This window comes from Corynebacterium tapiri (assembly GCF_006334925.1).
GTDB lineage: Bacteria > Actinomycetota > Actinomycetes > Mycobacteriales > Mycobacteriaceae > Corynebacterium > Corynebacterium tapiri.
In genome coordinates this window covers 24,014-46,467 of the sequence record NZ_VDHJ01000010.1, presented here as the reverse complement: position 1 = coordinate 46,467, position 22,454 = coordinate 24,014, and the positions used below count along the sequence as shown (strand labels likewise).

At 62.4% G+C, this 22,454-nt stretch carries 18 protein-coding genes; 10 read left to right on the top strand and 8 right to left on the bottom strand.

The genetic code is table 11. The annotated features are described in order from the left end of the window. Positions 1–35: 35 nt before the first annotated feature. From FHE74_RS07885 to FHE74_RS07870, 4 genes are all read right to left on the bottom strand, one after another. Positions 36–1,178, bottom strand: a complete 1,143-nt coding sequence (locus FHE74_RS07885) for a phosphotransferase (RefSeq protein WP_139465962.1) — start codon at positions 1,176–1,178, stop codon at positions 36–38. After that, the gene (treS, locus tag FHE74_RS07880; RefSeq protein WP_139465961.1) at positions 1,178–2,947 is read right to left on the bottom strand and encodes a maltose alpha-D-glucosyltransferase; all 1,770 of its coding nucleotides are present in this window, start codon (positions 2,945–2,947) and stop codon (positions 1,178–1,180) included. Before treS ends, FHE74_RS07885 begins: the two co-directional genes overlap by 1 nt. Before the next feature lie 66 nt (positions 2,948–3,013). Further along, on the bottom strand, positions 3,014–4,153 hold the full coding sequence (locus FHE74_RS07875; protein ID WP_139465960.1) for a MalY/PatB family protein: 1,140 nt from the start codon (positions 4,151–4,153) through the stop codon (positions 3,014–3,016). 3 nt (positions 4,154–4,156) lie between these two features. Then, complete coding sequence (locus FHE74_RS07870) at positions 4,157–6,022, bottom strand: ABC transporter ATP-binding protein (protein ID WP_139465959.1); 1,866 nt, start codon at positions 6,020–6,022, stop codon at positions 4,157–4,159. A gap of 97 nt (positions 6,023–6,119) precedes the next feature. Between FHE74_RS07870 and FHE74_RS07865 the strand changes: the two genes are divergently transcribed. Then, the gene (locus tag FHE74_RS07865) at positions 6,120–6,674 is read left to right on the top strand and encodes a hypothetical protein (RefSeq protein ID WP_139465958.1); all 555 of its coding nucleotides are present in this window, start codon (positions 6,120–6,122) and stop codon (positions 6,672–6,674) included. Positions 6,675–6,677: 3 nt separating this feature from the next. Next, positions 6,678–7,238 (top strand): isopentenyl-diphosphate Delta-isomerase, encoded by a 561-nt coding sequence (idi, locus tag FHE74_RS07860; protein ID WP_139465957.1) that lies wholly within the window; start codon positions 6,678–6,680, stop codon positions 7,236–7,238. Here the strand turns inward: idi and FHE74_RS07855 are convergent. Continuing rightward, positions 7,215–8,336 (bottom strand): carboxylesterase family protein, encoded by a 1,122-nt coding sequence (locus FHE74_RS07855; protein ID WP_139465956.1) that lies wholly within the window; start codon positions 8,334–8,336, stop codon positions 7,215–7,217. The two genes, idi and FHE74_RS07855, sit on opposite strands and share 24 nt — an antisense overlap. Positions 8,337–8,369: 33 nt before the next feature. Between FHE74_RS07855 and FHE74_RS07850 the strand changes: the two genes are divergently transcribed. From FHE74_RS07850 to FHE74_RS10670, 3 genes are read left to right on the top strand one after another with little or no spacing between them, the layout of a single operon-like run. Further along, positions 8,370–10,370, top strand: coding sequence for a M3 family metallopeptidase (locus FHE74_RS07850; protein WP_139465955.1), 2,001 nt, complete (start codon positions 8,370–8,372; stop codon positions 10,368–10,370). Between the two features lie 2 nt (positions 10,371–10,372). Beyond that, positions 10,373–10,507 (top strand): hypothetical protein, encoded by a 135-nt coding sequence (locus FHE74_RS10815; protein WP_281279415.1) that lies wholly within the window; start codon positions 10,373–10,375, stop codon positions 10,505–10,507. Between the two features lie 5 nt (positions 10,508–10,512). Further along, positions 10,513–10,653, top strand: coding sequence for a hypothetical protein (locus tag FHE74_RS10670; protein WP_180339717.1), 141 nt, complete (start codon positions 10,513–10,515; stop codon positions 10,651–10,653). On the opposite strand, the gene malQ is transcribed toward FHE74_RS10670, so the two are convergent. Then, positions 10,650–12,782 (bottom strand): 4-alpha-glucanotransferase, encoded by a 2,133-nt coding sequence (gene malQ / locus FHE74_RS07845; protein ID WP_139465954.1) that lies wholly within the window; start codon positions 12,780–12,782, stop codon positions 10,650–10,652. The genes FHE74_RS10670 and malQ overlap by 4 nt on opposite strands. 231 nt (positions 12,783–13,013) lie before the next feature. Here malQ and FHE74_RS07840 point away from each other — a divergent pair, with 231 nt between their 5' ends. The 3 genes from FHE74_RS07840 to FHE74_RS07830 all read left to right on the top strand — a co-directional run bounded on the left by FHE74_RS07840 (position 13,014) and on the right by FHE74_RS07830 (position 17,475). Next, positions 13,014–14,780 (top strand): AMP-dependent synthetase/ligase, encoded by a 1,767-nt coding sequence (locus tag FHE74_RS07840; RefSeq protein WP_139466036.1) that lies wholly within the window; start codon positions 13,014–13,016, stop codon positions 14,778–14,780. Positions 14,781–14,877: 97 nt separating this feature from the next. Next, positions 14,878–15,561 carry a hypothetical protein gene (locus tag FHE74_RS07835; RefSeq protein WP_139465953.1) on the top strand — a complete coding sequence of 228 codons (684 nt, stop codon included), beginning with the start codon at positions 14,878–14,880 and terminating at the stop codon, positions 15,559–15,561. Between the two features lie 9 nt (positions 15,562–15,570). Continuing rightward, on the top strand, positions 15,571–17,475 hold the full coding sequence (locus tag FHE74_RS07830) for a fructose-specific PTS transporter subunit EIIC (protein ID WP_139465952.1): 1,905 nt from the start codon (positions 15,571–15,573) through the stop codon (positions 17,473–17,475). A gap of 64 nt (positions 17,476–17,539) precedes the next feature. Here the strand turns inward: FHE74_RS07830 and FHE74_RS07825 are convergent, their stop codons facing one another. Next, the gene (locus FHE74_RS07825) at positions 17,540–18,577 is read right to left on the bottom strand and encodes a CNNM domain-containing protein (RefSeq protein ID WP_139465951.1); all 1,038 of its coding nucleotides are present in this window, start codon (positions 18,575–18,577) and stop codon (positions 17,540–17,542) included. Next, the gene (locus FHE74_RS07820; protein WP_139465950.1) at positions 18,578–20,023 is read right to left on the bottom strand and encodes a hemolysin family protein; all 1,446 of its coding nucleotides are present in this window, start codon (positions 20,021–20,023) and stop codon (positions 18,578–18,580) included. A gap of 148 nt (positions 20,024–20,171) precedes the next feature. On the opposite strand from FHE74_RS07820, the gene hemW reads away from it, so the two are divergent. Both hemW and hrcA read left to right on the top strand, forming a co-directional pair. Next, complete coding sequence (gene hemW / locus FHE74_RS07815; protein ID WP_139465949.1) at positions 20,172–21,311, top strand: radical SAM family heme chaperone HemW; 1,140 nt, start codon at positions 20,172–20,174, stop codon at positions 21,309–21,311. A 71-nt stretch (positions 21,312–21,382) separates the two neighbouring features. Next, the gene (hrcA, locus tag FHE74_RS07810; RefSeq protein WP_139465948.1) at positions 21,383–22,423 is read left to right on the top strand and encodes a heat-inducible transcriptional repressor HrcA; all 1,041 of its coding nucleotides are present in this window, start codon (positions 21,383–21,385) and stop codon (positions 22,421–22,423) included. Positions 22,424–22,454 lie beyond the last annotated feature (31 nt).

Below are 22,454 nucleotides of genomic sequence, written 5' to 3'. Positions count from 1 at the left end.
TTTCAATTGATAGACAGGCTACCCGGCGAGTGCGCTCAGTAAGAATTCAGTATTCGCTCAATGGCGTTCAAGGGGATCTCCGCCCAGTCGGGTCGGTTGTTCAACTCGTAGTCGACCTCGTACAGGGCTTTGTCCAGGAGGTAGGCGTTGAGCAGCGCGGACTGGTCGATGTCGTAGCCGTCGAGAAGCGCATCCGATGCGGAAGCGGCCCAGGAAGGATGCGCGCCGTCGAAGTGCGCAGCATAGTCCAGGGAACGCAGCATGCCCGCCAGATCACGCAGCGGACTATCGGGTAGGCGTCGCTGCGCGAGAGGACGGGCGGGTTCGCCCTCGAAGTCGATCAGGACAAAGCGATCGGGGGTGCGCAGGGTCTGACCGAGGTGGAGATCGCCATGGATGCGCTGGATCGAGGTATCGGTGTCCCGCAGAGCCCGATACACCTCGGCGATGCCCTCCTCGTACTGACGCAATTGCGGGGTGCGTTCGAGGATGTCACCGGCATGGTCCTGCAGACGCATCGCCAGGCTCACCTCGGAGACTTCGTCGGTGCCAAACGCCTCGGCCAGATCTCGATGCACTCCTCGGATCGCGCGACCAAGCTCATGTGCCTGCCGGGTAAAGCTTTCTTCCCGTTGTACGTAACCCAGCGCCAGTTCCCAACCGTCCTGAGCGTTAGCGACAAAGTCCTGGGCCATGGCAAGCGTGTACACGTCCGTCCCCAAATGGCGAGTTACCCAACCGCGCACCGGCGCGATATAGGGGCAATCGGGAATCTGGGTCAGCAGTTCGACGTCGGGGCTTAAACCCGGCTCCAACTTGCGAAACGCCTTGATAATCAACTGCGGGTCCTCTGCCGGGACCAAAAAGGAGGTGTTGGACTGCTCTCCGCTGATCGGTCGGGCATCTGCTGAGGGTGGGATCTCCACCGACCCTTCCACCTCACCGAGCTCGCCCAGCCCGCGAGCAAATGCAAGCGCACCCGCAGGAGTCGAAAGGGCCTCGTTGCCGGAAGAGTCGAGAAGCAGCTGATACATGTCGGAAGCACCAGCGTGATGCACCTGGATCAGCTGCGCCTGAAACTGATCGAGCGGGTGTTCGTCGAGGAGGTCGACGCTATCGATGGGCTCGGACTTAGCTCCGTAGAAGCGTGACGACGCGAGCAGCTCAGCGTAATCCATCAGGCATCCTCCTCTGGTGCAGACAGGTCAAACCAAAAGAAACCGTGTGGGGCGAGGGTAAACGTCACGGGGTGATCCTCGATCGCGGGGAACAACTGTCCACCGGTGAGCTCACGTGGGCTAATGCCTTGGAACTCCGAGAGATCCAGCGTGACCGGTTGCGGGCAATCCGAGAGGTTGTTTACGCACAGGATGGTCTCGCCCTTGTACTCGCGCAGGAACGAGAGCACCGACTCATTGGTCGAGTGGATCTCGCGGTAGGTGCCCCGGCCAAAGGACTTGTACTGCTTGCGCACATGAATGTGCGCGCGGGTCCACTTGAGCAGCGAGTTTTCTCGCTTCATCTGGTTGTCCACGTTGACCGACGCGTAGCCGTACTGATCGTTCTGGATCGCCGGCAAATAGAGGCGCTCCGGATCGGCGGTGGAAAAACCTCCGTTGCGGTCCGAGGACCACTGCATGGGCGTGCGCACACCATCGCGGTCGGCGAGCCAGATGTTGTCTCCCATGCCGATCTCATCCCCGTAATAGAGCACGGGAGAACCAGGCAGAGAGAGCAAGAGGCCGGTTAGAAGTTCGAGCTTGTTACGGTCGCCGTCGAGAAGCGGGGCGAGACGCCGGCGGATGCCCACGTTCGCCTTCATTCGCGGGTCCTTGGCGTAGTGCTGGTACATGTACGCGCGCTCGTCCTCGGTGACCATCTCCAGCGTGAGCTCGTCGTGGTTGCGTAGGAAGATGCCCCACTGCGCGGTGGCCGGAATGTCTGGCGTGTTCGCCAGGATTTCCGAGATCGGGGTGCGGGTCTGCTGGCGCACCGCCATGAAGATGCGCGGCATAACGGGGAAGTGGAAGGCCATGTGGCACTCGTCGCCGGTTGTGCGATCCCCGAAGTAGTCCACGACCTCGTCCGGCATCTGGTTGGCTTCTGCCAGCAGCACTCGACCCGGGTATTCCTCGTCAATCACCCCGCGCACTCGCTTGAGGAAGGCATGGGTCTCCGGCAAGTTTTCGCCGTTGGTGCCCTCTCGCTCAAAAAGGTAGGGCACGGCGTCGAGGCGAAAGCCGTCGAGTCCCAGTTCTAGCCAGAAGCGCATGACATCGAGCATGGCCTCCTGGACCTCGGGATTGTCGTAGTTGAGGTCCGGTTGGTGGCTGAAGAAGCGGTGCCAGTAGTACTGCCCACGCTTGGGATCAAACGTCCAGTTCGATTCCTCGGTGTCGATGAAGATAATGCGCGCCTCGGAGTACTTCGTCGGGTCGTCGGACCAGACGTAGTAGTCGCCATAGGGCCCATCCGGGTTGGTTCGAGACTCCTGAAACCAGGCGTGCTGATCAGAGGTGTGGTTGACCACGAGGTCAGTGATCACGCGGATGCCCAGCTTGTGGGCGTGATCGACGAGCTCGACAAAGTCTTCGACCGTGCCGAACTCGGGAAGCACCTCGCGGAAATTTCTAATGTCGTAGCCACCGTCTTTAAGAGGAGAGTCGTAAAACGGAGGCAGCCAAATGCAGTCGATGCCGAGCCAAGCCAGGTACTCGAGCTTCTGGGTCACTCCCTTGAGCGAGCCGGAACCAATTCCGTCTGGGTCGTAGAAAGCTCGGGCAAGGACCTCATAAAAGACGGCGTCTTTGTACCAGCGATGATCGGAGCGCTCCCACGGAGCGTCTCCCGGCGCGGGGGCGGGAGTATCAAAGGACTCCGCCTCCGGCTCCAGGAGATAACCCTGGGCGTCAGTGTCTGGGCGATCGGTCTCGGAGATGTCGGCCATGAGCCCCAAGCGTAGGTGGCCGGCGCGAATTCCGCTGCTAATCTCCGGGCGCCACAGGACTTCGCGCTAAGCCAAGCTCCGGCATGCGCTGGCGATGCGCGTGATGGCTTCGTCGAGAACCTCCGGTGAGGTAGCAAAGTTCAACCGTGCGTGTCCGCTACCACCCGGGCCAAATGCCGCACCGTCATTGAGAGCCACCTTCGCGTGGGTGCGCAGCCACTGGGCGGGGGATTTCTCGCTAGCCAGCACACTGTCGGTGAAGTCGAGCCACATCAGATAAGTGGCCGCTGGCCTGGTGGCCCGCAGCCCTGGGACTGCCTCCTCCAGGCGATCGGCCACGCTGAGACGGGTTTCGGCCAGGTACTTCACCGTCTCATCGAGATGGTCAATCCCCTGGCGATAACAGACCGCAGAGGCGACCATGCCCAGCGTTCCGGTGCCGTCCTTGGCCACACCGGTCAGTGAGCGGTAGGTCTGCTGGTCGCGCTCGTTGGTCAAGATCATTTGCGCGCATTTCAATCCCGCAATGTTGAATGCCTTGGACACGGCGGTGACGGTCAGGCAGCGGTCGGCGGCGGCATCGCTGAGCCCGGCGGCTACAACGTGTTGGCCCTCGTAGACAAGGGGAGCGTGAATCTCATCGACCAGCAGGCGTGCGTCGTAGCGTACGGCCAGTTCCACCAGGGCCGCTAGATCTTGCGCGGTGGGGACGAAGCCGAAGGGGTTGTTGGGAGCGCACAGCAAGAGTGAGCCGGCGCCCTTACGGAAGGCGTCCTCGATTGCGTCGAGATCCAACCCATCTGGGTGCGTGGGAACGTCAATGCGCTCGCGACCGGCCGTCCCCGGCAGCTCCAGGAACGGCGGGTAGGCCGGCACCGGCACAACGACGGCGGAGTCAGGGCGGGTGAAGTATTGGATACCCAGGAGTAGTCCGCGCACCACGTCAGGTACGGCCACCACCCCAGCAGGGTCAGGTTGGAAGCCGTAGCGGGTGGAGTAGAAGTCTGCCAGGGCCTCGGGAAGGTCGGAGGCTGCGGGCGTGTAGCCGAAAGTCTCGGCCTCGATCATGTCGCGCAGCGCGTCCTTGACCGGCGGAGCGGTAGGGAAGTCGCTTTCGGCGATCCACAGGGGGAGGACGTCCTCCCCGTAGACCGTCCACTTGCGAGTTTTGCGGGCGCGGAGCTGATCGAGGGTGGGAAACTTCATGCCCTAGGAGTCTAGTGAGGTGTCCCCGACGAATCCGTAGCGTTTGAGGCGCTGGCGATCAGCCTCCGATGACGAGGCCGTTAGCGCCAAAAGCTCTGAATAAATTCCGCCGGAGGCTGCCAACTCGTCGGGGGAACCGACCTCGTCGACCCGTCCTTCGTCGAGGGTGACAATGGTATCCACGCCCGCGATGGTGGAGAGGCGGTGCGCGATGATCAGCGTGGTGCGGTCCTTCATTAACTCGTCCAGCCCAGCCTGCACTGCCCGCTCTGCCTTATTGTCAAGGGCACTGGTGGCCTCGTCGAGGATGAGCACGGGTGCGTCCTTGAGCATCGCGCGCGCCACCGAGACACGCTGCTTCTGACCGCCCGAAAGCCGGAGCCCTCGCTCGCCGATCACCGTGTCGTATCCGTCTGGAAAAGCCTCAATGAACTCGTGGGCATTAGCACGCTTGGCCACCGCGATGACCTCCTCGAGGCTCGCTTCAGGCTTGCCATAGGCGATGTTTTCGCGGATGGAGCCGGAGAATAGGTAGGGCTCCTGGAACACCACGCCCACGGAGGCACGCAGCTGCTCGCTGGTTAGGGATGCGACGTCGTGCCCGCAGACACTCAAGCGTCCAGCCGTGGGGGAGTACAAACCGAGCAGGAGGTTGACGATGGTGGATTTGCCGCCACCGGATTCTCCCACCAGCGCGACCGTTCCTCCTTGGACAGCGTGGAAGCTGACCCCATCTAGTACCGGTTTGCCCTCTTCATAGGCGAAGCTCACGTCGTCGAGCTCGATGACGGGCTGGCCTGGTTGAGGAGCCAGGGGAGCAGGGGTGTCGTCGACAAGCGAGGGAACCCCAGACGCAGAGGTCGCCGCGACAAGTTGCGCGTTGGCCGACTCCTCCACCTGCTCCTCCATGACGCCGAAGTAGTCCTTCGAGCCTGCGATGGCGCGCTGGGCGGTATCGACGATCCAGCTCATCATGAATACCGGCTGCTTGGCCATGGATACTAGCTGCAGGAGCATGACCATGTCTCCCAAGGTGAAGTGGCCATGCAGAGTGCGGAAGAAAATCATCAGGTAGATGCCGCAGAAGATGAGGCTCATGGCTACTCCGCGCAGGGAATCCATGAAATGCCACCAGGAGGATTGTGGCCGCGTAACCTCGACCGTTCGCGCGAAGCGCTTGCCAAAGAGTCCTAGTTCGCGGATCTCCGCGACGAAGGACTTGACCACCTTGACCTGACTGACCGTCTCGGAGAATCGTCCGCCCGCGAGATCGACCTGCTCGTTCTTCTCACCCTCAAAGCGCTGCCAACGCTTGGACGTCAAAGCCGTCAACCACATATAAATGGGAAACAGCAGCGCCAGCAGGACGGTCAGCGGCCAGTAATAGATGGTGGTGATCACCAAGATGGCGCCGACCTGGAGGATCATCGGCAAAAAGTTGTTCGCTCCCGACTGCAGGAACTGCGTGATCGAGGTGATCGACCGGTCGAGGCGGGCAATGATTGTGCCCGTGACCTGCGAATCGAAGTAGCGCTGGGGTAGGGCCAGAAGCTTGGCGTAATAGCGCGTGGACAGAATCTGGCGCAGACGAGCAGCCATGATGTCGCCGACATACCCGCCCACGTTGTCCATGAGCGTTCGCACCACGTCGGCAGCCAGCAGCCCAATGGCCAGCCATACGATCGTGGAGGTCACAGCCGCCGGAGTGGTGTCGCCGCGCACCGCCGAGACAATGGTGTCAGTGGCCTCGCGGACGATGAAGGGCGAGACCAGGCTCAAGCCCGCCACCGCGGCGGCGCTGAAGAAGATGCCCAGGTACAGCGGCCACAACGCCGAGGCGCTGCGCAGAATTTTCAGGAGCGGATTCACAGCTCGAAACGCTAACAGGTGTATCGGGCACCTGCCCGCAGAGGCTAGACTCGCTGGCACACGCTTTGCTGGGAAACGAAAGGCTAAGAACTCACCCGTGCGCACTCTTACTCGTCGTGCCGTCATCGTTGCCTGCGCCTGTGCCGCTACGGCCGCACTGAGCGCCTGCTCCTCCGACGGAGCGGGCACCTCCGGGACGGAGTCGCTGACCGTGTCTACTTCCCAGACCCCGACCGTGGAGAAGAAGGACACGCAGGACACCGATCCCATCCGTCCGGACAAGCTCTTCGGGTCCGTGAAGGACCCGGGCAACAAGGTGACCTTCCACTTCCAGGGCACTAACCCCGGCGACTACGGCGGCACCGAGGTGACCATCGCGATCACCAACGACAACGACGCACCGCTCGCCCCCGACGCCCTGGAGACCCCGAAGCTGCGCTACAACTCCGGCGGCGGGTCCATGACCGAGGCCAAGCTGCTCGAGGCCGATGTGCCCGAGGGGCAGGAACCCGCCCAGAAGCCGCTGCGCCTGCCGCTTGGCGTGGGGGCGACCACGAACCTGCAGTACACCTTCGACGTCCCGCGTGGAAACCTCTGGGACGCCGAACTGCAGATCGGAAACGTGATCTACTCCGGCAACCTGGTGGCCTAACGCATGACCGTTGAGAAGGTTGTGCTTGTCGACGACGCGGGCAAGCCCATTGGAACCGCCGACAAGGCAGCCGTCCACACGGACAACACCCCGCTCCACCTGGCCTTTTCGGCCTACGTGGTCCGTCCCGACGGGCGCACCCTGCTCACCCGACGGGCACTGAGCAAAAAGACGTGGCCGGGTACCTGGACCAACTCTTTTTGCGGACATCCAGCACCGGGGGAGACCACCGAGGCGGCTGTGGTGCGCCGCGCGGGTTACGAGCTCGGAATCGATGCTGAGAGCGTGGACAGTATCGAGGAAGTCCTGCCAGACTTTCGCTACCGTGCGGTGGACAGCTCCGGGATCGTTGAGCACGAGATCTGTCCGGTCTATCTGGTGCGCATTGCCGAAGATGCACAGGTAAACCCGCGGCGTGATGAGGTCGAAGAGTATGCCTGGGTGGACGCATCCGCGCTCGTGGATACCGCCCGGCAGTTGCCCCAGGTGCTTTCTCCGTGGTGCGTCTCCGAGTTGGCCGAGGAAGCGCTGGTTAAGGCCCTAAGCGAACAAACCTCGAGCTAGCGCAAAGGGATCTGTGGTGGGAGTGAGCGCGCCGGTTTCCAGGTCGAGGCGAGCTGCCTGATACTCCGCACGGTACTCCGGCCACTGCGGCTTCTGGCCGCACGCGAACCCGTACACCCACTGGGTAAAGGCGCCGCCGGCAAAGAGGGCCTCGATGTCATCGCAATGGGCGGCGTCCGCGATTTCCATGAGCCAAGTACGTCCAGCGGGGCGCCGGGCAGCCTGCTCAGCAAAGCGGCGAATGAAGACGTCGCCGCTGAAATCCGTGGTAGAGGAATAACCAGACACGTCCTTTACACCTGTTGCGCGGGCAAAAAGGCGCAATCCCAGCCGGCTAAGCCCGCGGGAATCTAGCGACGAACTCACCGGCTCGTTGCGCATCTCCTGAGATGTTGCGCTGACCACCAGGTCGACCGAACTGAGCTCGGACTCATCGAAGGGGTGGGGGCCTAAGGGGATGTCCATGGCGATGGCACGGCGCAGGCGCCAGAAAGCACGGTCCAGGCGCGCGGGGTTCACGGCGTTGAGCCTTTCGCGGGTCAGAGGCGCACCCAGGGCAGCGCGAAACACCCAGCGCCGGTCGCGCCAAGGTCGGCGGGGGAAGGCGGGCGACAGTGCAAGTACCCGGCGGAAACCGCCCCGGTAGTGATCACGTCGGCTCAACCACAGCACGATAGCCGCGCCGGCGGACTGCCCGACGAGCGTCACGTTGGTCGGGTCCCCACCAAACTCCTCCACATGGCGCTGAATCCACTCCAGACCCTGCTGGCAGTCCTCCACTCCGCGGTAGTGCGCAGGCGTGTCCCCCTGGAGCGGCACCCACCCCGGTGCACGAAGGCGATAACCCAGGCACACCACCACAGCGCCGAGCGCGGCGAGCTCCTCCAGCGGAGAGTTGGCGGAGTCTCCGGATTCGAAACGCCCACCGTGTACGAAGGCGATGACAGGCAGGTCATCGCCAGGCCGGGAGTCCTTGGGGCGGATCACGCTAAGAGTGATGGGGATGCCGTCGGGACGCTCGCCGCGCAGGGGATCGTCGAAAAGCGCGGGTGCGGTCGCACACACGATGCCGTCGCTGCGTTCTGTGAAATCCCTCATAGTGCCGCCATTGTATTGGTAGCGTGTTTCGTTATGACGAATCCATTGCTGACACCTTCGACCTTGCCGTACGGACTCCCACCCTTTGCGCAGATCACCCCCGCATTCGCGGAGGAGGCTCTCGAGCGCGGGATGGAGGAACAATCCGCGGAAATTGCGGCGATTAAGACTGGAGACGGTTCTTGGGAAAGCGTCGTGGAGGGGCTGGAGCGCTCGGGTGCGACTCTCGATCGAGGCGCAGCGTGGCTGTTTAACATGCAGGGCACGGATGCCAACGACGAGATCGACGCGCTTGCAGAGCGCATGATCCCGCGCCTGACCGCGCACTCCGCGGCGATCTATCAGGATCAGGACCTGTACCGATTGGTGCGGGAAGTCGACGTTCCAGAGGATGAGGAGTCCCGCCGGTTGCACCGTCTGCTGGTTGCTCGGTTTGAGCGTCAGGGTGCGGGCCTGGACGATGCGGGACAAAAACGCCTGCGTGAGATCGATGAGCGCCTCGCGGTGCTGGGAGATGCTTTCCGACGCCACTTGGCCGCCGATACGAAAGACTTGGCCGTGCGCTTCGACTCCGCCGATGAACTGGAGGGCCTGAGCTCGGCAACGATTGAGGCAGCCCGGCAGGAAGACGGCAGCTTTGTCTTGCCGTTGGAACTACCGACGGTGCAGGCAGCGCTGAGCGAGCTCAAGAACAAGCAGGCGCGCCAGAAGGTGCTGGAGGCTTCGCTCAAGCGGGGAAGCGAATCCAACCGCGACACCCTGGTGGAGATGGTCCGCCTGCGCGCCGAGCGCGCGGAGTTGCTGGGCTTTAAGCACCATGCTGACTTCATCGTGGCCGAGGAGACCGCCGACGATGCGGACGCAGCCTGGGCGCTGCTTACCGATCTTGCCCCCGCCGCCAGCGCGAATGCCGAGGCCGAGCGCAAACTCGCCGGAGAGCTTGCGCAAGAGGAGATCACCGCCGCCGATTGGCCGTACTTTGCCGCGCGCCTCGCCGAGGGCGAGGACGGTGTCTCCGATGCCGAGCTGCGCGCCTACTTCCCGCTGCGTTCCGTGCTGGAAAACGGTGTGTTTGCCGCTGCCCGCCGTCTGTACGGTATCGAGGTTAAACACCGCCCGGATCTGGAGGGATACCGCGACGATGTGGACGTGTGGGAGGTCAGTGACTCTGACGGCAGCGGCATCGGCCTGCTGCTCACCGACTACCACGCCCGCTCCTCCAAGCGTGGCGGTGCCTGGATGTCCACGTTCATGGACCAGGCCCACCTGACCCAGAGCAAGCCCGTGGTGGTCAACGTCATGTCGATCACCGACGAGAACCTCACACCCGATGAGGTGACCACCGTGTTCCACGAGTTCGGTCACGCATTGCACGGCTTGCTTTCCGACGTTCGCTACCCCTCGCTTTCCGGGACCAACGTGCCGCGCGACTGGGTGGAGTTCCCCTCCCAGATCAACGAAAACTGGGCATTCGACCCGGCAATCGTGCCCCTTTATGCCCGTCACGCCGAGACCGGGGAGGTCATTCCCGCCGAGTACGTGGAGGCCATCCAGGAACGCCAGCGCCTCGGGCAGGGCTTTGGCACCGCGGAATACTTGGCGGCCGCCATCATCGACCTGGCATGGCACCGGTTGACCCCGGCAGAGGCCGAGCAGGTGGGTGACATCGAGGAGTTTGAAAAGGACGCGCTGGCGGCGGCCGGCCTCGAGGTCGAATCCCTGCACCCGCGCTACAAGTCCACCTACTTCAACCACATCTTCGGTGGCGGCTACTCCGCCGGCTACTACTCCTACCTTTGGGCCGAAGCCCTGGACGCCGACGGCTTTGACTGGTTCACCGAGGTCGGAGCAGCCGGCGAGAAGGGCGATGATGCCAAGGCGCGCGAGGCCGGCCAGCGCTTCCGCGACCTCGTGCTCTCCCGCGGCGCAGCGGCTGACTACGCTGAGGCCTTTGAAAGTCTGCGCGGACGGCCGCGCAGCGTCCAGGCCCTGTTGAAGCGCCGTGGCCTGGCGGGCTCTCGCGTGGAAGGTTAAACATGGTCCAAGCTCTGGTCTCCCTGCCGGTGTGGGTGCAGCTGCCGGTGGTCTTGGCGGTGTTGCTTCCTCTTGCCATGGTGGGGTCCAGCGTCTTGGTACGGCTTATCGATGCTCTGAGCAAGGCGCTAGACTAGCCCGCATGGCAAATCCGGAGGAGCTGCGTAAGCAGGATCAGAAGCTGCCGCGTCAAAAGCGGCGTTACCCGCAATCACGGGTTACGCAGTCGCTGTACCTTCTGCTCGCCCTCATTGTGATTGCGTGGCTGATCGGGCAGTTCTAGCGTCGCGAAGCCTGCGCAACCCGCTCCACCAGCGCAAGCTCTGGCAAGTCCTCGATGAGCACCGGCGTGCCCTCAGACGTGCACAGCGGGATGCACCAGTTGGCGTACTGCGTGGAGTTCGTTCCCGGCTGATTTTGTACGCGCACGTCGCCGACCAGGTCTACCAAGTTGGTGCAGGTCAACGCGGACGGGGTGGACGCGATGTACCGGTGCAGCGCAACCAGCAGGTCCTCCACACTGCCACGCTCCGCGCGATCTAGACCTTGGAAGGTGTGTGGCGCATCCGGCAGGTCATGGAACAGTCCATGTTCCCGGGCGACGTCGAGCACACGGTTTTGCCACTCCACATCCTGGCGGTCCTCCGTCGCAGCGTCATCCGTGAGCACGCCGAGCTGCTCGCGCAAGCGAATGTGCTCCCCGCTGAGGTACCCCGCGGTTGGCGGAAGATCATGAGTGCCTACCGAGCTCATCGCCAGGCTGCGGTAGTGCTGGGGCTGCCGGGGGCCGCCATTGAATAGATCCGACTCAAACCACAAGACGGATGTGCCCATCACGCCCTTGTTTGCCAGCACGTCCTGAACCCAGTGCTCGAAGGTGCCCATGTCCTCACCGATGACGATCGCCCCCGCACGCTCGGCCTCGAGTACGAGAATGCCCAACATGGCCTCGTGGTCATAGCGCACGTAGGTGCCGGCAGAGGGCGAGCTCATGCGCGGCATCCAGAAGAGGCGGAAGAGCCCCAGAATGTGGTCGACGCGAATGCCGCCGGAGTGACGCAACACCGTGGACAGGATCTCGCGCCACGGCTGGTAACCCGCCTCGGCGAGGGCCTCGGGGTTAAACGGCGGCTGAGACCAGTCCTGGCCGTGCTGGTTGTAGGGGTCCGGCGGCGCACCGACGCTGGCTTCCGGGGCCATCCATTGTCCCATCGTTGCCGCGTCCGCACCGCCTGGGTGGACCCCCACGGCCAGGTCGGTGATCAACCCGATGGACATTCCAGCATCCAGAGCACGCTGCTGAGCGTGTTCCAGTTGCTGGCTGCACAGGAACTGCAGCCACATGTAAAAACGTGCCAGGTCCTGCGCATCCACGGTGGCGGCATGCCGGTGGGAATGTGTGGTCTCAATCTCGCGGGTGGCGCACCAGCGGGCAAAGGCCTCTAGGCCTTCCCCCTCGCGTTCGATGAAGGCATCGAGCTCCGCGTTTGTTTCAGCCAGCAGGCCCTGCTCGTAGAGCGCGTTGAGGCTGGCGAGCTTGGCCTCGTAGATCGGGTTGCGTTCGATCTTGTTTGGGGTCGTGTTGGCCTTGGCGAGCTCGTGGCCGGCTGCGTCAATCTCTGCACGCAGCTGAGCAGGAGCATGTGCGTACTCGGCCACGTCCTCGATGCGCACATAGATCGGGTTGATAAAGCGCCGGGTCGTGGGCAGATAGGGCGAGTCCTCCACCGGCGGGGTGGGCTCGGCTGCGTGCAGGGGATTGACCAGCAGAAAATCTGCCCCGGTCGTGTCGGCCAAGGTCTGCGCCAGATCACCGAGGTCGTGGAAATCTCCCATGCCCCACGACTGGCGCGAGCGCACCGAGTACAGCTGAGCCATCACGCCGTGGGCTGGGTGATCAACGTGGTACTGCGTTGTGCTCAGCCGGTGCGGGGTGATGATCAACGCGCAGTCGTGGTGCGTGCCCAGGGACTCCAGGTGAATGCGGTGGTAACCGCGGGGGAGATCACCGGGGATGTGAAAACTGGCCTCGCCCCAGCTGATGCCGTCGACGGTGACCGGGGGATTAAAATTCTCGTCCTGATATGCCGGACGGGTACTGCCGTCCTCGAGCTCGATGTGCACGTTGGCCTCGGCACCGTCGTGCACGTGCACCACGAATCCGTGCTCTTGGCCTTCGACTCCCACCAGGGCCGGGGGGAGTGGGCGACTGGCGAGGTGTTCGTGTCTTGCCTGCAGGGCCGCTGCCAGGTCAGATTCCGCGGGTTCGCTGGGCAGCGCGACTCCCATGGCGCGCAGCAAGGCGACCAGGCTGGAGGCCTCAACATGGATAGTGCTGCCAGAATTGCTCACATATTCCGTGGAAATCCCATAGGAATGCGCGAGTTGGGCGAGAAGTTCGGAAGTGCTCACAAGTGACTATCGTGCCAAAACACGTCGAGATGCGCTGTTTATTTGGGGTCGCGGCGTTACCCTGGATCAATCAATGCAGTTATTTCAGAAAGGACCGTCGTCGCTGTGAACGATTCGACGCTCGCCCCAGGAACCTCCACCCCCATTGAGGTCGTTGACTATCAGGGGCGCCCCGCGTACCTGGCACCGCAGCGTTTTGAGCTGCGTGACGACGAAAACTGCGTCGCCTCCATGTTCGCCCTCGCCAAGGCCAGCCCTCACGTGGTGCTATTCCAGCGCCCATCGAACTACGAGTGGATCTCGGTGACCGCGCGCGACTTTGCCGACGATGTGGTGGAGACCGCCAAGGGCCTGATCAGCCTGGGTGTTGAGCCCGGTGACCGCGTCGTGCTGCTTTCCGGAACCCGATACGAGTGGAACCTGCTCGCGTTTGCGATCTGGTCAGTCGGTGCCGTCCTGGTCCCCGTTTATCCCTCTTCCTCGCACAGCCAGGTCCAGTGGGTAGTGGAAGACTCCGGTGCCGTGCTGGCGCTGACCGAGACTCGCGAGCACACCGAGACCCTCGAGCACCTGGTCCTGCAGGAGGACGGCACCCCGGCTCTGGCCAGCTCGCCCTCGCAGCTTCGTCGCGTGCTGGAGATCAATTCCTCGGCTGTGCAGACCCTGAAGTTCGAGGGCCGCCAGATCGAGGCAGAGGACGTGTACGAGCGCATCGAACGCATTACGCACGACTCCCTGGCCTCGATTAACTACACCTCGGGAACGACCGGCAACCCCAAGGGCTGCATGCTGACCCACCGAAACTGGATCTTCGAGGTGCGTGCGCTGCTTGCCGACGGCATGGGTCACCTTGGACACCCCGGCACCCGCGTAGTCACCTACTTGCCGCTGGCCCACGTGCTGGCACATGCTGTGTCCCTCACGCTTATCGTTTCCGGTGTTACTCAGTCCCACTGGGGCGACACCAAGACCCTGACCACCGCTCTTGAGCGCTTCCGCCCGCACCTGGTGCTGGGCGTGCCGCGCGTGTTTGAGAAGGTCCGCAACGCGGCCTACAACAAGGCAGCCGATGATTCCAAGGTCAAGGGTGCGCTCTTCCGTCAAGCAGAAGCCACGGCTATCGAGTACTCCAAGGCGCTGGACACCGAAGAAGGTCCCAGCCGCGCACTCAAGCTGCGTCGTCAGCTCTTTGACAAGCTCGTCTACTCCAAGCTGCGTGCAGCACTGGGTGGGCAGGTCGAGCAGGCCATTACTGGTGGCTCTGCGATGAGCGCGGACCTGGCGCACTTCTTCCGCGGTCTCGGCGTCCCGGTTTATGAGGGCTACGGCCTCACCGAGACCACGGCCGCCTGCGCTGTCGGCTTTGAGGACCAGCGCATCGGATCGGTGGGCCAGCCTCTCAATGGTTACGGTGCCCGCATCAACGAGGACGGCGAGATCTGCATCCGCGGCGGCGGCCTCTTCACCGGTTATTGGAACAACGAGGAAGCCACAAAGCAGGAGCTTGTCGACGGCTGGTTTACTACCGGCGACCTCGGCGAAATTTCCGAGTCTGGGCACATCACCATCACGGGTCGCTCGAAGGACCTCATCGTCACTGCTGGTGGAAAGAACATTTCCCCCGGCCCGATGGAGAACATCCTGCGTGAGCACCCGCTGATCTCCCAGGCCCTGGTGGTCGGCGACGGCAAGCCTTTCCCGGCCGCCCTCATCGCACTGGATGACGACGAGCTGACGCGCTACAAGCTCGACCGCAATATCCCGGCCTCGCGGTCGGTGGCCGACATGGCCACCGACAGTGCGCTGCGTGGTGAGATCCAGGATGCGATCAACATGGCCAACAGCACTGTGTCCAAGGCCGAGAGCATCAAGAAGTTCTGGATTCTGGACCGCGACCTCTCCGAGGAAGACAACGAGCTCACGCCCACCATGAAGGTGAAGCGCAACGTGGTGTTCAACCGATTCGCGGATGAGATTGCCAAGATCTACGAGCGATAAATCTTTGTCGGCGCGCCGTCCCAGAAATGGGGTGTGCGCGCCTTAAAGTCTTCAACCGCAACACACCGTTGGCGAGGTTTGTCGAAAGGGGCGCACGGTGCACAAATTGGCCGCTGAGCTCCGGCATCGCGAGCTCACCCAAGAGATTTACAACATTGGCGATGAGGTCGCCGAATACACCGAGCATCTCATCGAAGCCATCCGGGATTACGACGGTGAGCTCACCGCCGACTGCCTCGCCGAGTTCGACGAGATCGTCAGCGACGCCCGCACGGATGCTCGCCGCATCGTCGGGGAGCTGCTGGGCCTACGCCAGGCATTGACCTCGGGCGTGCGCGCCGGGTTGCTTTCCGCATCCGCCTCGTCGGATCGTCGCTTACCTGAGCCGGAGCTGCTTGATGCCTGCGGTCTTGAGGAGCTCTACCCAACCGATGGTGCCCTGCTGCACATGGACGAACTGGCAGAGTGCTTGATTTCTCGCACCGATCTCGTCGTTGAGCACCTGGGCGAGGTCGTTGACTACGTTCTCGAACAGACCGAGTTGGTCGCCCGGGATCTGGACGCGGTGTCCCTCCCGCACCTGTACGCCCGCACCGGGATTATCGTCGTTGCGGCCGCCGAAGGGTGGCTGAGTGCTGTGGCGGAATCGCACCCGGCATTTACTCGGTCGATGCGGGGCGCAAATCCGCCGGCGTTCCTGGTCGAGCGCGCGCGTATCGACGCGATCGTGGCACGCGTGGCTGCTCGCAAGGCTGCACGAGATCGAGGGTTCGCATCTTAGACTGATCGCATGAGCGATCAACCTCTCATCTTGGCGATCACCGCGTGTCCCACCGGTATCGCCCATACCTACATGGCGGCCGAAAACCTCGAGGCCGCAGCCGCTGACGCGGGAGTTCGAGTCCGAATCGAAACGCACGGCTCCATCGGGGTCGAGGGCACCTTCAGCCCAGCTGAGATTGAAAAGGCCGATGCCGTCCTCATCGCTGCCGATACTGAGGTCAGCAGGGCGCGCTTTGCAGGAAAACGCCTGCTGTCTACCGGCGTCGATAAGGCGATCTCACACCCTAAGGAATTGCTGACCCAAGCGCAGAAGGCACCCGTCTATGCCGGCTCGGGGGAGCGTGCTGAGGCGGAGCCGTCGCAAAGCGAGGGACTCAGCCGCATGCTGTACAAGGCGCTCATGAATGGTGTCTCCCACATGGTGCCGTTCGTGGTTACCGGCGGGCTGCTGCTCGCAGTCGCCCTGTCCCTGGGTGGTGAGCCAGGCCCCGAGGGGCTGGTGATTCCGGACGATAGCTTCTGGAAGGGCATCAGCGAGATTGGTGCCCTGGCGTTTACCCTGATGGTGCCCGTTCTCTCGGCCTACATTGCGGTTGGAATTGCTGACCGCCCCGCCCTGGCTCCGGGCTTTATCACGGGCCTGATAGCTACCACTGGTTCTCTCTACGGCTCGGAGGCCGGTGCGGGATTCATTGGCGGCATCGTCACCGGCTTTCTTTCCGGTTTTGTTGCCCTGGCGATCCGCAAAATCAAGGTGCACAAGTACATCGCGCCGATTTGGCCGATTATCGTTATTCCCATCCTAACCACGCTGATCGTGGGGCTAGCGTTCATCTACCTGCTCGGCGCTCCGATTTCCGCGGCCTTCGATGCGATGACGCACTTCCTGGCCGGGCTCGAGGGCGGCTCCGTCGTGATCCTCGGACTGGTCCTTGGCGCGATGCTCGCCTTCGACATGGGAGGCCCACTGAACAAGACCGCCTTCCTATTCAGCGGCGGAATGCTGGCCGCGGGAAATGCTGCCCCACTGGGCATGTTCGCTGTTGCCGTGGCTGTGCCCCCGTTGGGTCTTGGCTTGGCGACGCTCTTCCGGCGCGCCTGGTTTGGCAAAGCCGAGCGCGATGCTGGCATCGCCGCACTGTTCATGGGTTGCTTTGGTATCACCGAGGGAGCGATCCCGCTAGCTGCTGCTAAGCCGCTGCAGCTGATTCCCGCCAATGTCGTCGGCGGCGCGGTAGGTGCAGCTGTGGCTGGTCTGTTCGGAGTGGAAAATAACGTCATGCACGGCGGACCGATCGTCGCCCTGCTCGGTGCGGTCAGTGGAGTTGGCTACTACTTCCTGGCACTGGCTATCGGTACAGCAATCACGTGTGGTCTTGCGCTCCTCCTGCTGGGGCTCCACCGTCGAGGAACTGCGGAGGAGCAGGTCGCCGAGACCCAGGAGCGCTCACCCCAGGTGGTGACCCCGCAGGCGATGGCTGCCCGGCTCAAGTCCGCGGGGATGAACCAGGAGGACATTCTTTACCTGCTGGCAGAAAAGATGCAGAGCAGCGGCTATGTGAGTGACGTGGATGCGGTGGTCAAGGCCGCGCAGGAACGCGAAAAGAAATCGACAACTGCGGTGGGGCATGGCGTTGCCATCCCACACGCTCGTAGCGCTGGGGTGGAGCACGCGGTTGTTGCGGTAGCCACCTGCACGGACAACATTGCCTGGCCGGAGGATGTGGACATTGTCTTCTTCATCGCCGTCCCGGAGGATGCGGGTAAGCAGCACCTGAGGCTTCTCTCGAGCCTGGCTCGCGCCATCATGCGCGAGGACTTCCGAGCGCAGCTTCGCCTGGCAGACTCGCCAGAAGAGCTGGCAGAGTTGGTGCGCTCGGTCGTAGGGGAGCGGGCTGAGGTGGCTGCGTAACCACAAAGACTAAAGCCGGTGTGAGGATCAATTCTCACACCGGCTTTGTGGTTCCTACCTTGGTTTAGCGGGCAGCCTTATCGAGCTTTTCCTCGATCTCCGGCCACAACTGGTTCATGATGTCGTCCCAGGTGATGATGCCCAGGACCTTTTCGCCCTCCAAGACCACAACCAACTGCTCGTTGGTTTCGCGCATGATGTCCAGAACGTCCTGGATAGAGGCGGTTGCCTGGCAGCGTTGGGGAGCATGTGCATAAGAGGCAGCATGCTCCGTGGGCGAGGCCAGAGTGGTATCGCGGATGTGCACGATGTTGGGGATCGTGGAATCCGGATCCTCAATCAGGATGCGTAGGTAATCACGCTGACGGGCTTCCCGGTGAACGTCGGCAATCGTTGCGTCGGCGGGCAGCTCGTTGGTGGGGGCTCCGTACTCGCGCACCGCTTGGCCAATATTGGCACTCTCCAGAGCGATGACGCCCTCGATGTCGGAGGCAGAGCGTTCATCCAGAGCACCGGCTTCTGCAGAGTGCACGATGAGGTGGTGCAGCGTCTCGGTGTCGTAGCCCTTCGCTGCGGCGCGATCGACTGGTTCCTCGCCCAGCGCCGCCACAAGGCGGTTGGCAATGCGGTTAATCCACACCAGCAGCGGGCGGAAGATGGTGACAAATCCGCGGGCCGGAACGGCAATGACGCGCAGCGCCATTTCCGGGTGCGCGATGGCCCAAGATTTGGGTGCCATTTCGCCCACCACCAGGTGGATGAAGGTCACGATGAACAGTGACAGCAGGAAAGATGCCACGGAGGACGCACCATGAGGGATGCCGGTGGCGTCGAAAAGCGGCTCCAGCAGGTGGTGAACCCACGGCTTCGTGATTGCACCGAGAGCGAAGGTCGCTGCGGTGATGCCGAGCTGAGCGGCCGCCAGCATGACGGTCAGCTCGTTGAGGCTGCGCAGTCCCGCACGTGCGGCTCGCGAGTGCTCCGCCTCTTCCTCCAGGCGGTGGCGACGGGCCGAGAGCAGTGAGAATTCGACGATGACAAAGAAAGCGGACGCCACGATGATGAGCAGCGAGAGCGGCAGCGCCACGTACCAGTGATGCATTTAGTCCTCCTTGGCTGACTGTCGGGCGTCGATGATTGATGAGTACGAGGTGGAGCCCCGGTGTCCGTGGCTGATGACCTCTGCGTTGTCCGCCTCTGGATCGACCAGGGTCAGCTTGATCTCGCTGGGCACGTTGCGCTCGACTTCGAGAACCTCGGCGTACAGCGCACGGTGGGGGACGTATCCCTCTTCGACGTAGTCCTCAGGCAGGGCCTGCAGGTTCAAGACGACCTGTTCGCCCTCCTCGATGAGGCCGCCGGCTTCGCTGAGCAGCAGCCCAGAAAGCGTCTCGTAGTCGCCATCCGGTAGGTCATAACCCACGGTGCGTTCCACCTCGTCGATCGGGGTATCGCCGTCGGCCACCCACTCGATCGCGCTGGTGGCGGTGATTTCCTCGGTGTCGGTTTCCTCGTGCTCGTCGGAAATTTCGCCGAGCACTTCTTCCCCGAGGTCCTCCATGGAGACGATGCCGACGAATCCGCCGTACTCGTCGATGACGCAGGCGACCTTGTCACCCGTTTCGCGAATGGCAGCCACGGCGTCGGGCAGAGCCATAAGCTCGTGAACAATGACGGGCTCGCGCATGATTGTGGAAATCGGCGCGTTTTGATCCAACTCGGGGTCAAGCACGTCCAAGACGTGGACGATGCCGACTGGAACGTGCTCCTCGTCAATCACCGGATAGCGGGTATGCGATTGATGCATCTCGCGCTTGGCCGTCTCAACGGTGTCCTCGGGAGTAAGAACCTCGACACGGGAGCGCGGGATCATTGCGTGGTCCACGTCCTGCTCGGGGAACTCCAGCATGCGGTCAAGAACCATGAAGGTGCGGTCATCAAGTTCGCCCGATTCACGCGATTCGTCGAGTACGCGCTCAAGGTCATCGCGGCTGGCGGTGGAATCCACGTCTTCTACCGGTTCGATGTGCAACAAACGCAGCAGCGCGTTGGAGGACCAGTCAAAGAATTTGATCAGCCAACCGAACAGTGCCAGGTAGATGCGAGTGGAGCGGGCCAGTGCTAGCGAGGACTTCATCGGCGCGGCGATGGTGTAGTTCTTAGGCAGGAGCTCACCGAAGATCATCTGCACGATGGTGGTGACAATCAGCGCGGCGATTGTGCCGACCGTCACGGACAAAGCGACGGGGACTCCGAAAGTGCCAAAAATGCTGCCCAATGCTTCGCCCACCAATGGCTGGGCGACAAAACCCGCAAGCAGGCCCGACACCGTGATGCCTAACTGGGCTCCCGAGAGCATGAAGGACGTTCGCTCTGTGACTTTGAGCGCTGCCTGGGCTTGGGCGTCACCACTATTGGCGCGGGAACGCAGCTGCTGCCGGTCCACAGACATATAAGCGAACTCTTGGGCCACGTGGTAGCCATTCCACGCGATGATGAGCGCGATAATGAGAAAGCCCAGCAAAAGTAGGCCAATGGCGCTAAGCATCTATATTCCCCCTTCCGCACATTCGTGGGGTCGGGGGATGCAACTGTCAGGGTCCGGCAAGACCAGTCCTTTCGCGTGATTCGGGAGAAGATAGATAGTTCGAATGCTACATGGTCCCGCAACCTCGGTGCTGGTTAACCTGTGAGATATGACCCGCGATTCCTTTGGCGTGTATATCCACGTCCCTTTCTGTGCCACACGCTGCGGATACTGCGACTTCAACACCTATACGCCCGGAGAGCTGGGTAGCGCGGCTTCGACCGAGTCTTACCTTTTAGCGCTAGAACGAGAGCTAGCCATCGGAGCGGAGCGGGTGAAAAAGCCTGCTGACACAGTGTTTATCGGTGGCGGAACTCCCTCTCTCCTGGGGCACGAGGGGCTTACTCGAGTTCTCAACGCAGTCCGCTCGACGTTTGGACTCAGCCCCGGTGCAGAAGTCACGACTGAGTCCAACCCGGAGTCGACCAGCCCGGAATATTTTTCTCGCATCCGGGAGGCTGGCTACACCCGCGTTTCGCTCGGCATGCAGTCCGCCTCCTCTGCGGTGCTGCGGGTGTTAGACCGAACGCACACCCCGGGTCGCGCGGTCGAGGCCGCCCGAGAAGCGCGACAAGCCGGTTTCGAGCACGTCAACCTCGACATGATCTACGGAACCCCGACCGAAACCGACGATGACGTCGCACGCACTCTCGATGCTGTGCTCTCCGCCGGGGTCGATCACGTGTCCGCCTATTCCCTCATCGTGGAGGATGGGACAGCCATGGCACGGAAGGTGAGGCGTGGAGAGCTACCTGCTCCCGATGAGGATGTGTACGCCGACAGGTACGCAATGATCTCGCACAGGCTCGAGAGTGCTGGAATGCGTTGGTACGAGGTCTCGAACTGGGCTCTCGAGGGAGGTGAGTGCCGCCACAACCTGCTCTACTGGCGCGGAGGCCAATGGTGGGGAGCCGGCCCTGGAGCGCACTCCTACGTTGATGGCCAGCGTTTTTACAACGTCAAGCACCCCGCTCGGTATTACCGAGAGCTCGGGGAGGGGCGCGCACCCATCGCCGAGAGCGAGGCGTTGACGGAGGTGGACAAACACACCGAGGCGGTGATGTTGGGGTTGCGCCTCCGCGAAGGTATCCCGAGGAACTGGATCGGGGCCGGCGCCGACGAGGTTGTGCAGCGCGCGCTTGACGACGGCCTTCTCCACCGATTCGGCGACCGCCTCGCGGTTACTGATCGAGGCCGGCTGCTGGCCGACGGAATCATTGCCGACCTGCTGGTTGCCGAGGAGCGATAGGCCAGGCACTTGGCTCTCTCCGAATTGCACAGTTAGACTCGGGGCTTAGCAATCGAGGAGGGAGAGTGCTAATGGCTGGCGGTTCCAAACGCGGAACGGACGAACGCAGGCAAGCAGTTCTGCGAGCGATCGTGGCGGATTACATCTCCTCCCACGGGCCAGTGGGTTCCAAGGCGCTGCTCGAGCGTCACGACCTCAACGTTTCCTCAGCCACGATTCGCAACGACATGGCCGTGCTTGAGTCCGAGGGTTATATCACTCAGCAGCACGCAAGTTCGGGTCGGATTCCTACCCAGAAGGGTTATCGAGCTTTCGTCGATACGCTGCAACAGGTCAAACCGCTCTCCGTCGCAGAAAAACGCGCGATTTCTACGTTCCTGGCCGGGGGAGTGGATCTGGAGGATGTGCTGCGGCGTTCGGTGACTCTGCTGGCGCAGATTACTCGCCAAGCAGCAGTGATTCAGGTGCCCACCCTCGAGGTCTCACGCGTGAAGCATTGCGAGGTAGTGGCGCTAAGCTCCACGCGAATCCTCCTTGTGCTCATCACGGATACGGGGCGAGTGGATCAGCGCAATGTGGATCTGGCGCACCCGATTGATGACGATCAGGTGGTGCAGCTGCGCCAGATGCTGAACAACGCGCTGCAGTCCAAGACGCTGTCGGATGCCTCTGTGTCGCTTGCCCAGTTGGCACAGACGGCGCCTCCGGACATGGTCAACGTGGTGGTCGCCGCAGCGACCACGTTGATCGAAACTTTGGTGGAGCAGCCCTCGGATCGCCTCATCATGGCGGGAACCTCCAACCTGACCAGGGTGGCGGGTTCGTTGAGCGCCACTTTGCCGGGAATCATCGAGGCGCTTGAGGAGCAAGTAGTAGTACTCAAGCTCATGGCAGACTTGCCAGCGATCGGTAACGTAGCCGTGCGTATTGGCGAAGAAAACGAGGACGAGGAGCTGCGTTCAGCTTCGATTGTGACGACCGCGTATGGCGGTTATGACGTCCCGCTGGGAGGCCTGGGCGTTGTGGGACCCACTTATATGGACTATCCGGAGACAATGTCTAAGGTATCCGCGGTGGCCCGTTACGTGGGCAAGATTCTCTCGGGGACCTAATACGTCGCCTCATACCTGACAATAAAAATCA

Coding starts and splice junctions, on each gene's coding strand:
- idi (WP_139465957.1), top strand. CDS start 6,678: ATGACCGTTGAGAAGGTTGTGCTTGTCGACGACGCGGGCAAGCCCATT.
- FHE74_RS07855 (WP_139465956.1), bottom strand. CDS start 8,336: ATGAGGGATTTCACAGAACGCAGCGACGGCATCGTGTGTGCGACCGCA.
- hrcA (WP_139465948.1), top strand. CDS start 21,383: ATGGCTGGCGGTTCCAAACGCGGAACGGACGAACGCAGGCAAGCAGTT.
- FHE74_RS07820 (WP_139465950.1), bottom strand. CDS start 20,023: ATGCTTAGCGCCATTGGCCTACTTTTGCTGGGCTTTCTCATTATCGCG.
- FHE74_RS07850 (WP_139465955.1), top strand. CDS start 8,370: ATGACGAATCCATTGCTGACACCTTCGACCTTGCCGTACGGACTCCCA.
- FHE74_RS07885 (WP_139465962.1), bottom strand. CDS start 1,178: ATGGATTACGCTGAGCTGCTCGCGTCGTCACGCTTCTACGGAGCTAAG.
- FHE74_RS07830 (WP_139465952.1), top strand. CDS start 15,571: ATGAGCGATCAACCTCTCATCTTGGCGATCACCGCGTGTCCCACCGGT.
- hemW (WP_139465949.1), top strand. CDS start 20,172: ATGACCCGCGATTCCTTTGGCGTGTATATCCACGTCCCTTTCTGTGCC.
- FHE74_RS10815 (WP_281279415.1), top strand. CDS start 10,373: ATGGTCCAAGCTCTGGTCTCCCTGCCGGTGTGGGTGCAGCTGCCGGTG.
- treS (WP_139465961.1), bottom strand. CDS start 2,947: ATGGCCGACATCTCCGAGACCGATCGCCCAGACACTGACGCCCAGGGT.
- FHE74_RS07875 (WP_139465960.1), bottom strand. CDS start 4,153: ATGAAGTTTCCCACCCTCGATCAGCTCCGCGCCCGCAAAACTCGCAAG.
- FHE74_RS07825 (WP_139465951.1), bottom strand. CDS start 18,577: ATGCATCACTGGTACGTGGCGCTGCCGCTCTCGCTGCTCATCATCGTG.
- FHE74_RS10670 (WP_180339717.1), top strand. CDS start 10,513: ATGGCAAATCCGGAGGAGCTGCGTAAGCAGGATCAGAAGCTGCCGCGT.
- FHE74_RS07840 (WP_139466036.1), top strand. CDS start 13,014: ATGTTCGCCCTCGCCAAGGCCAGCCCTCACGTGGTGCTATTCCAGCGC.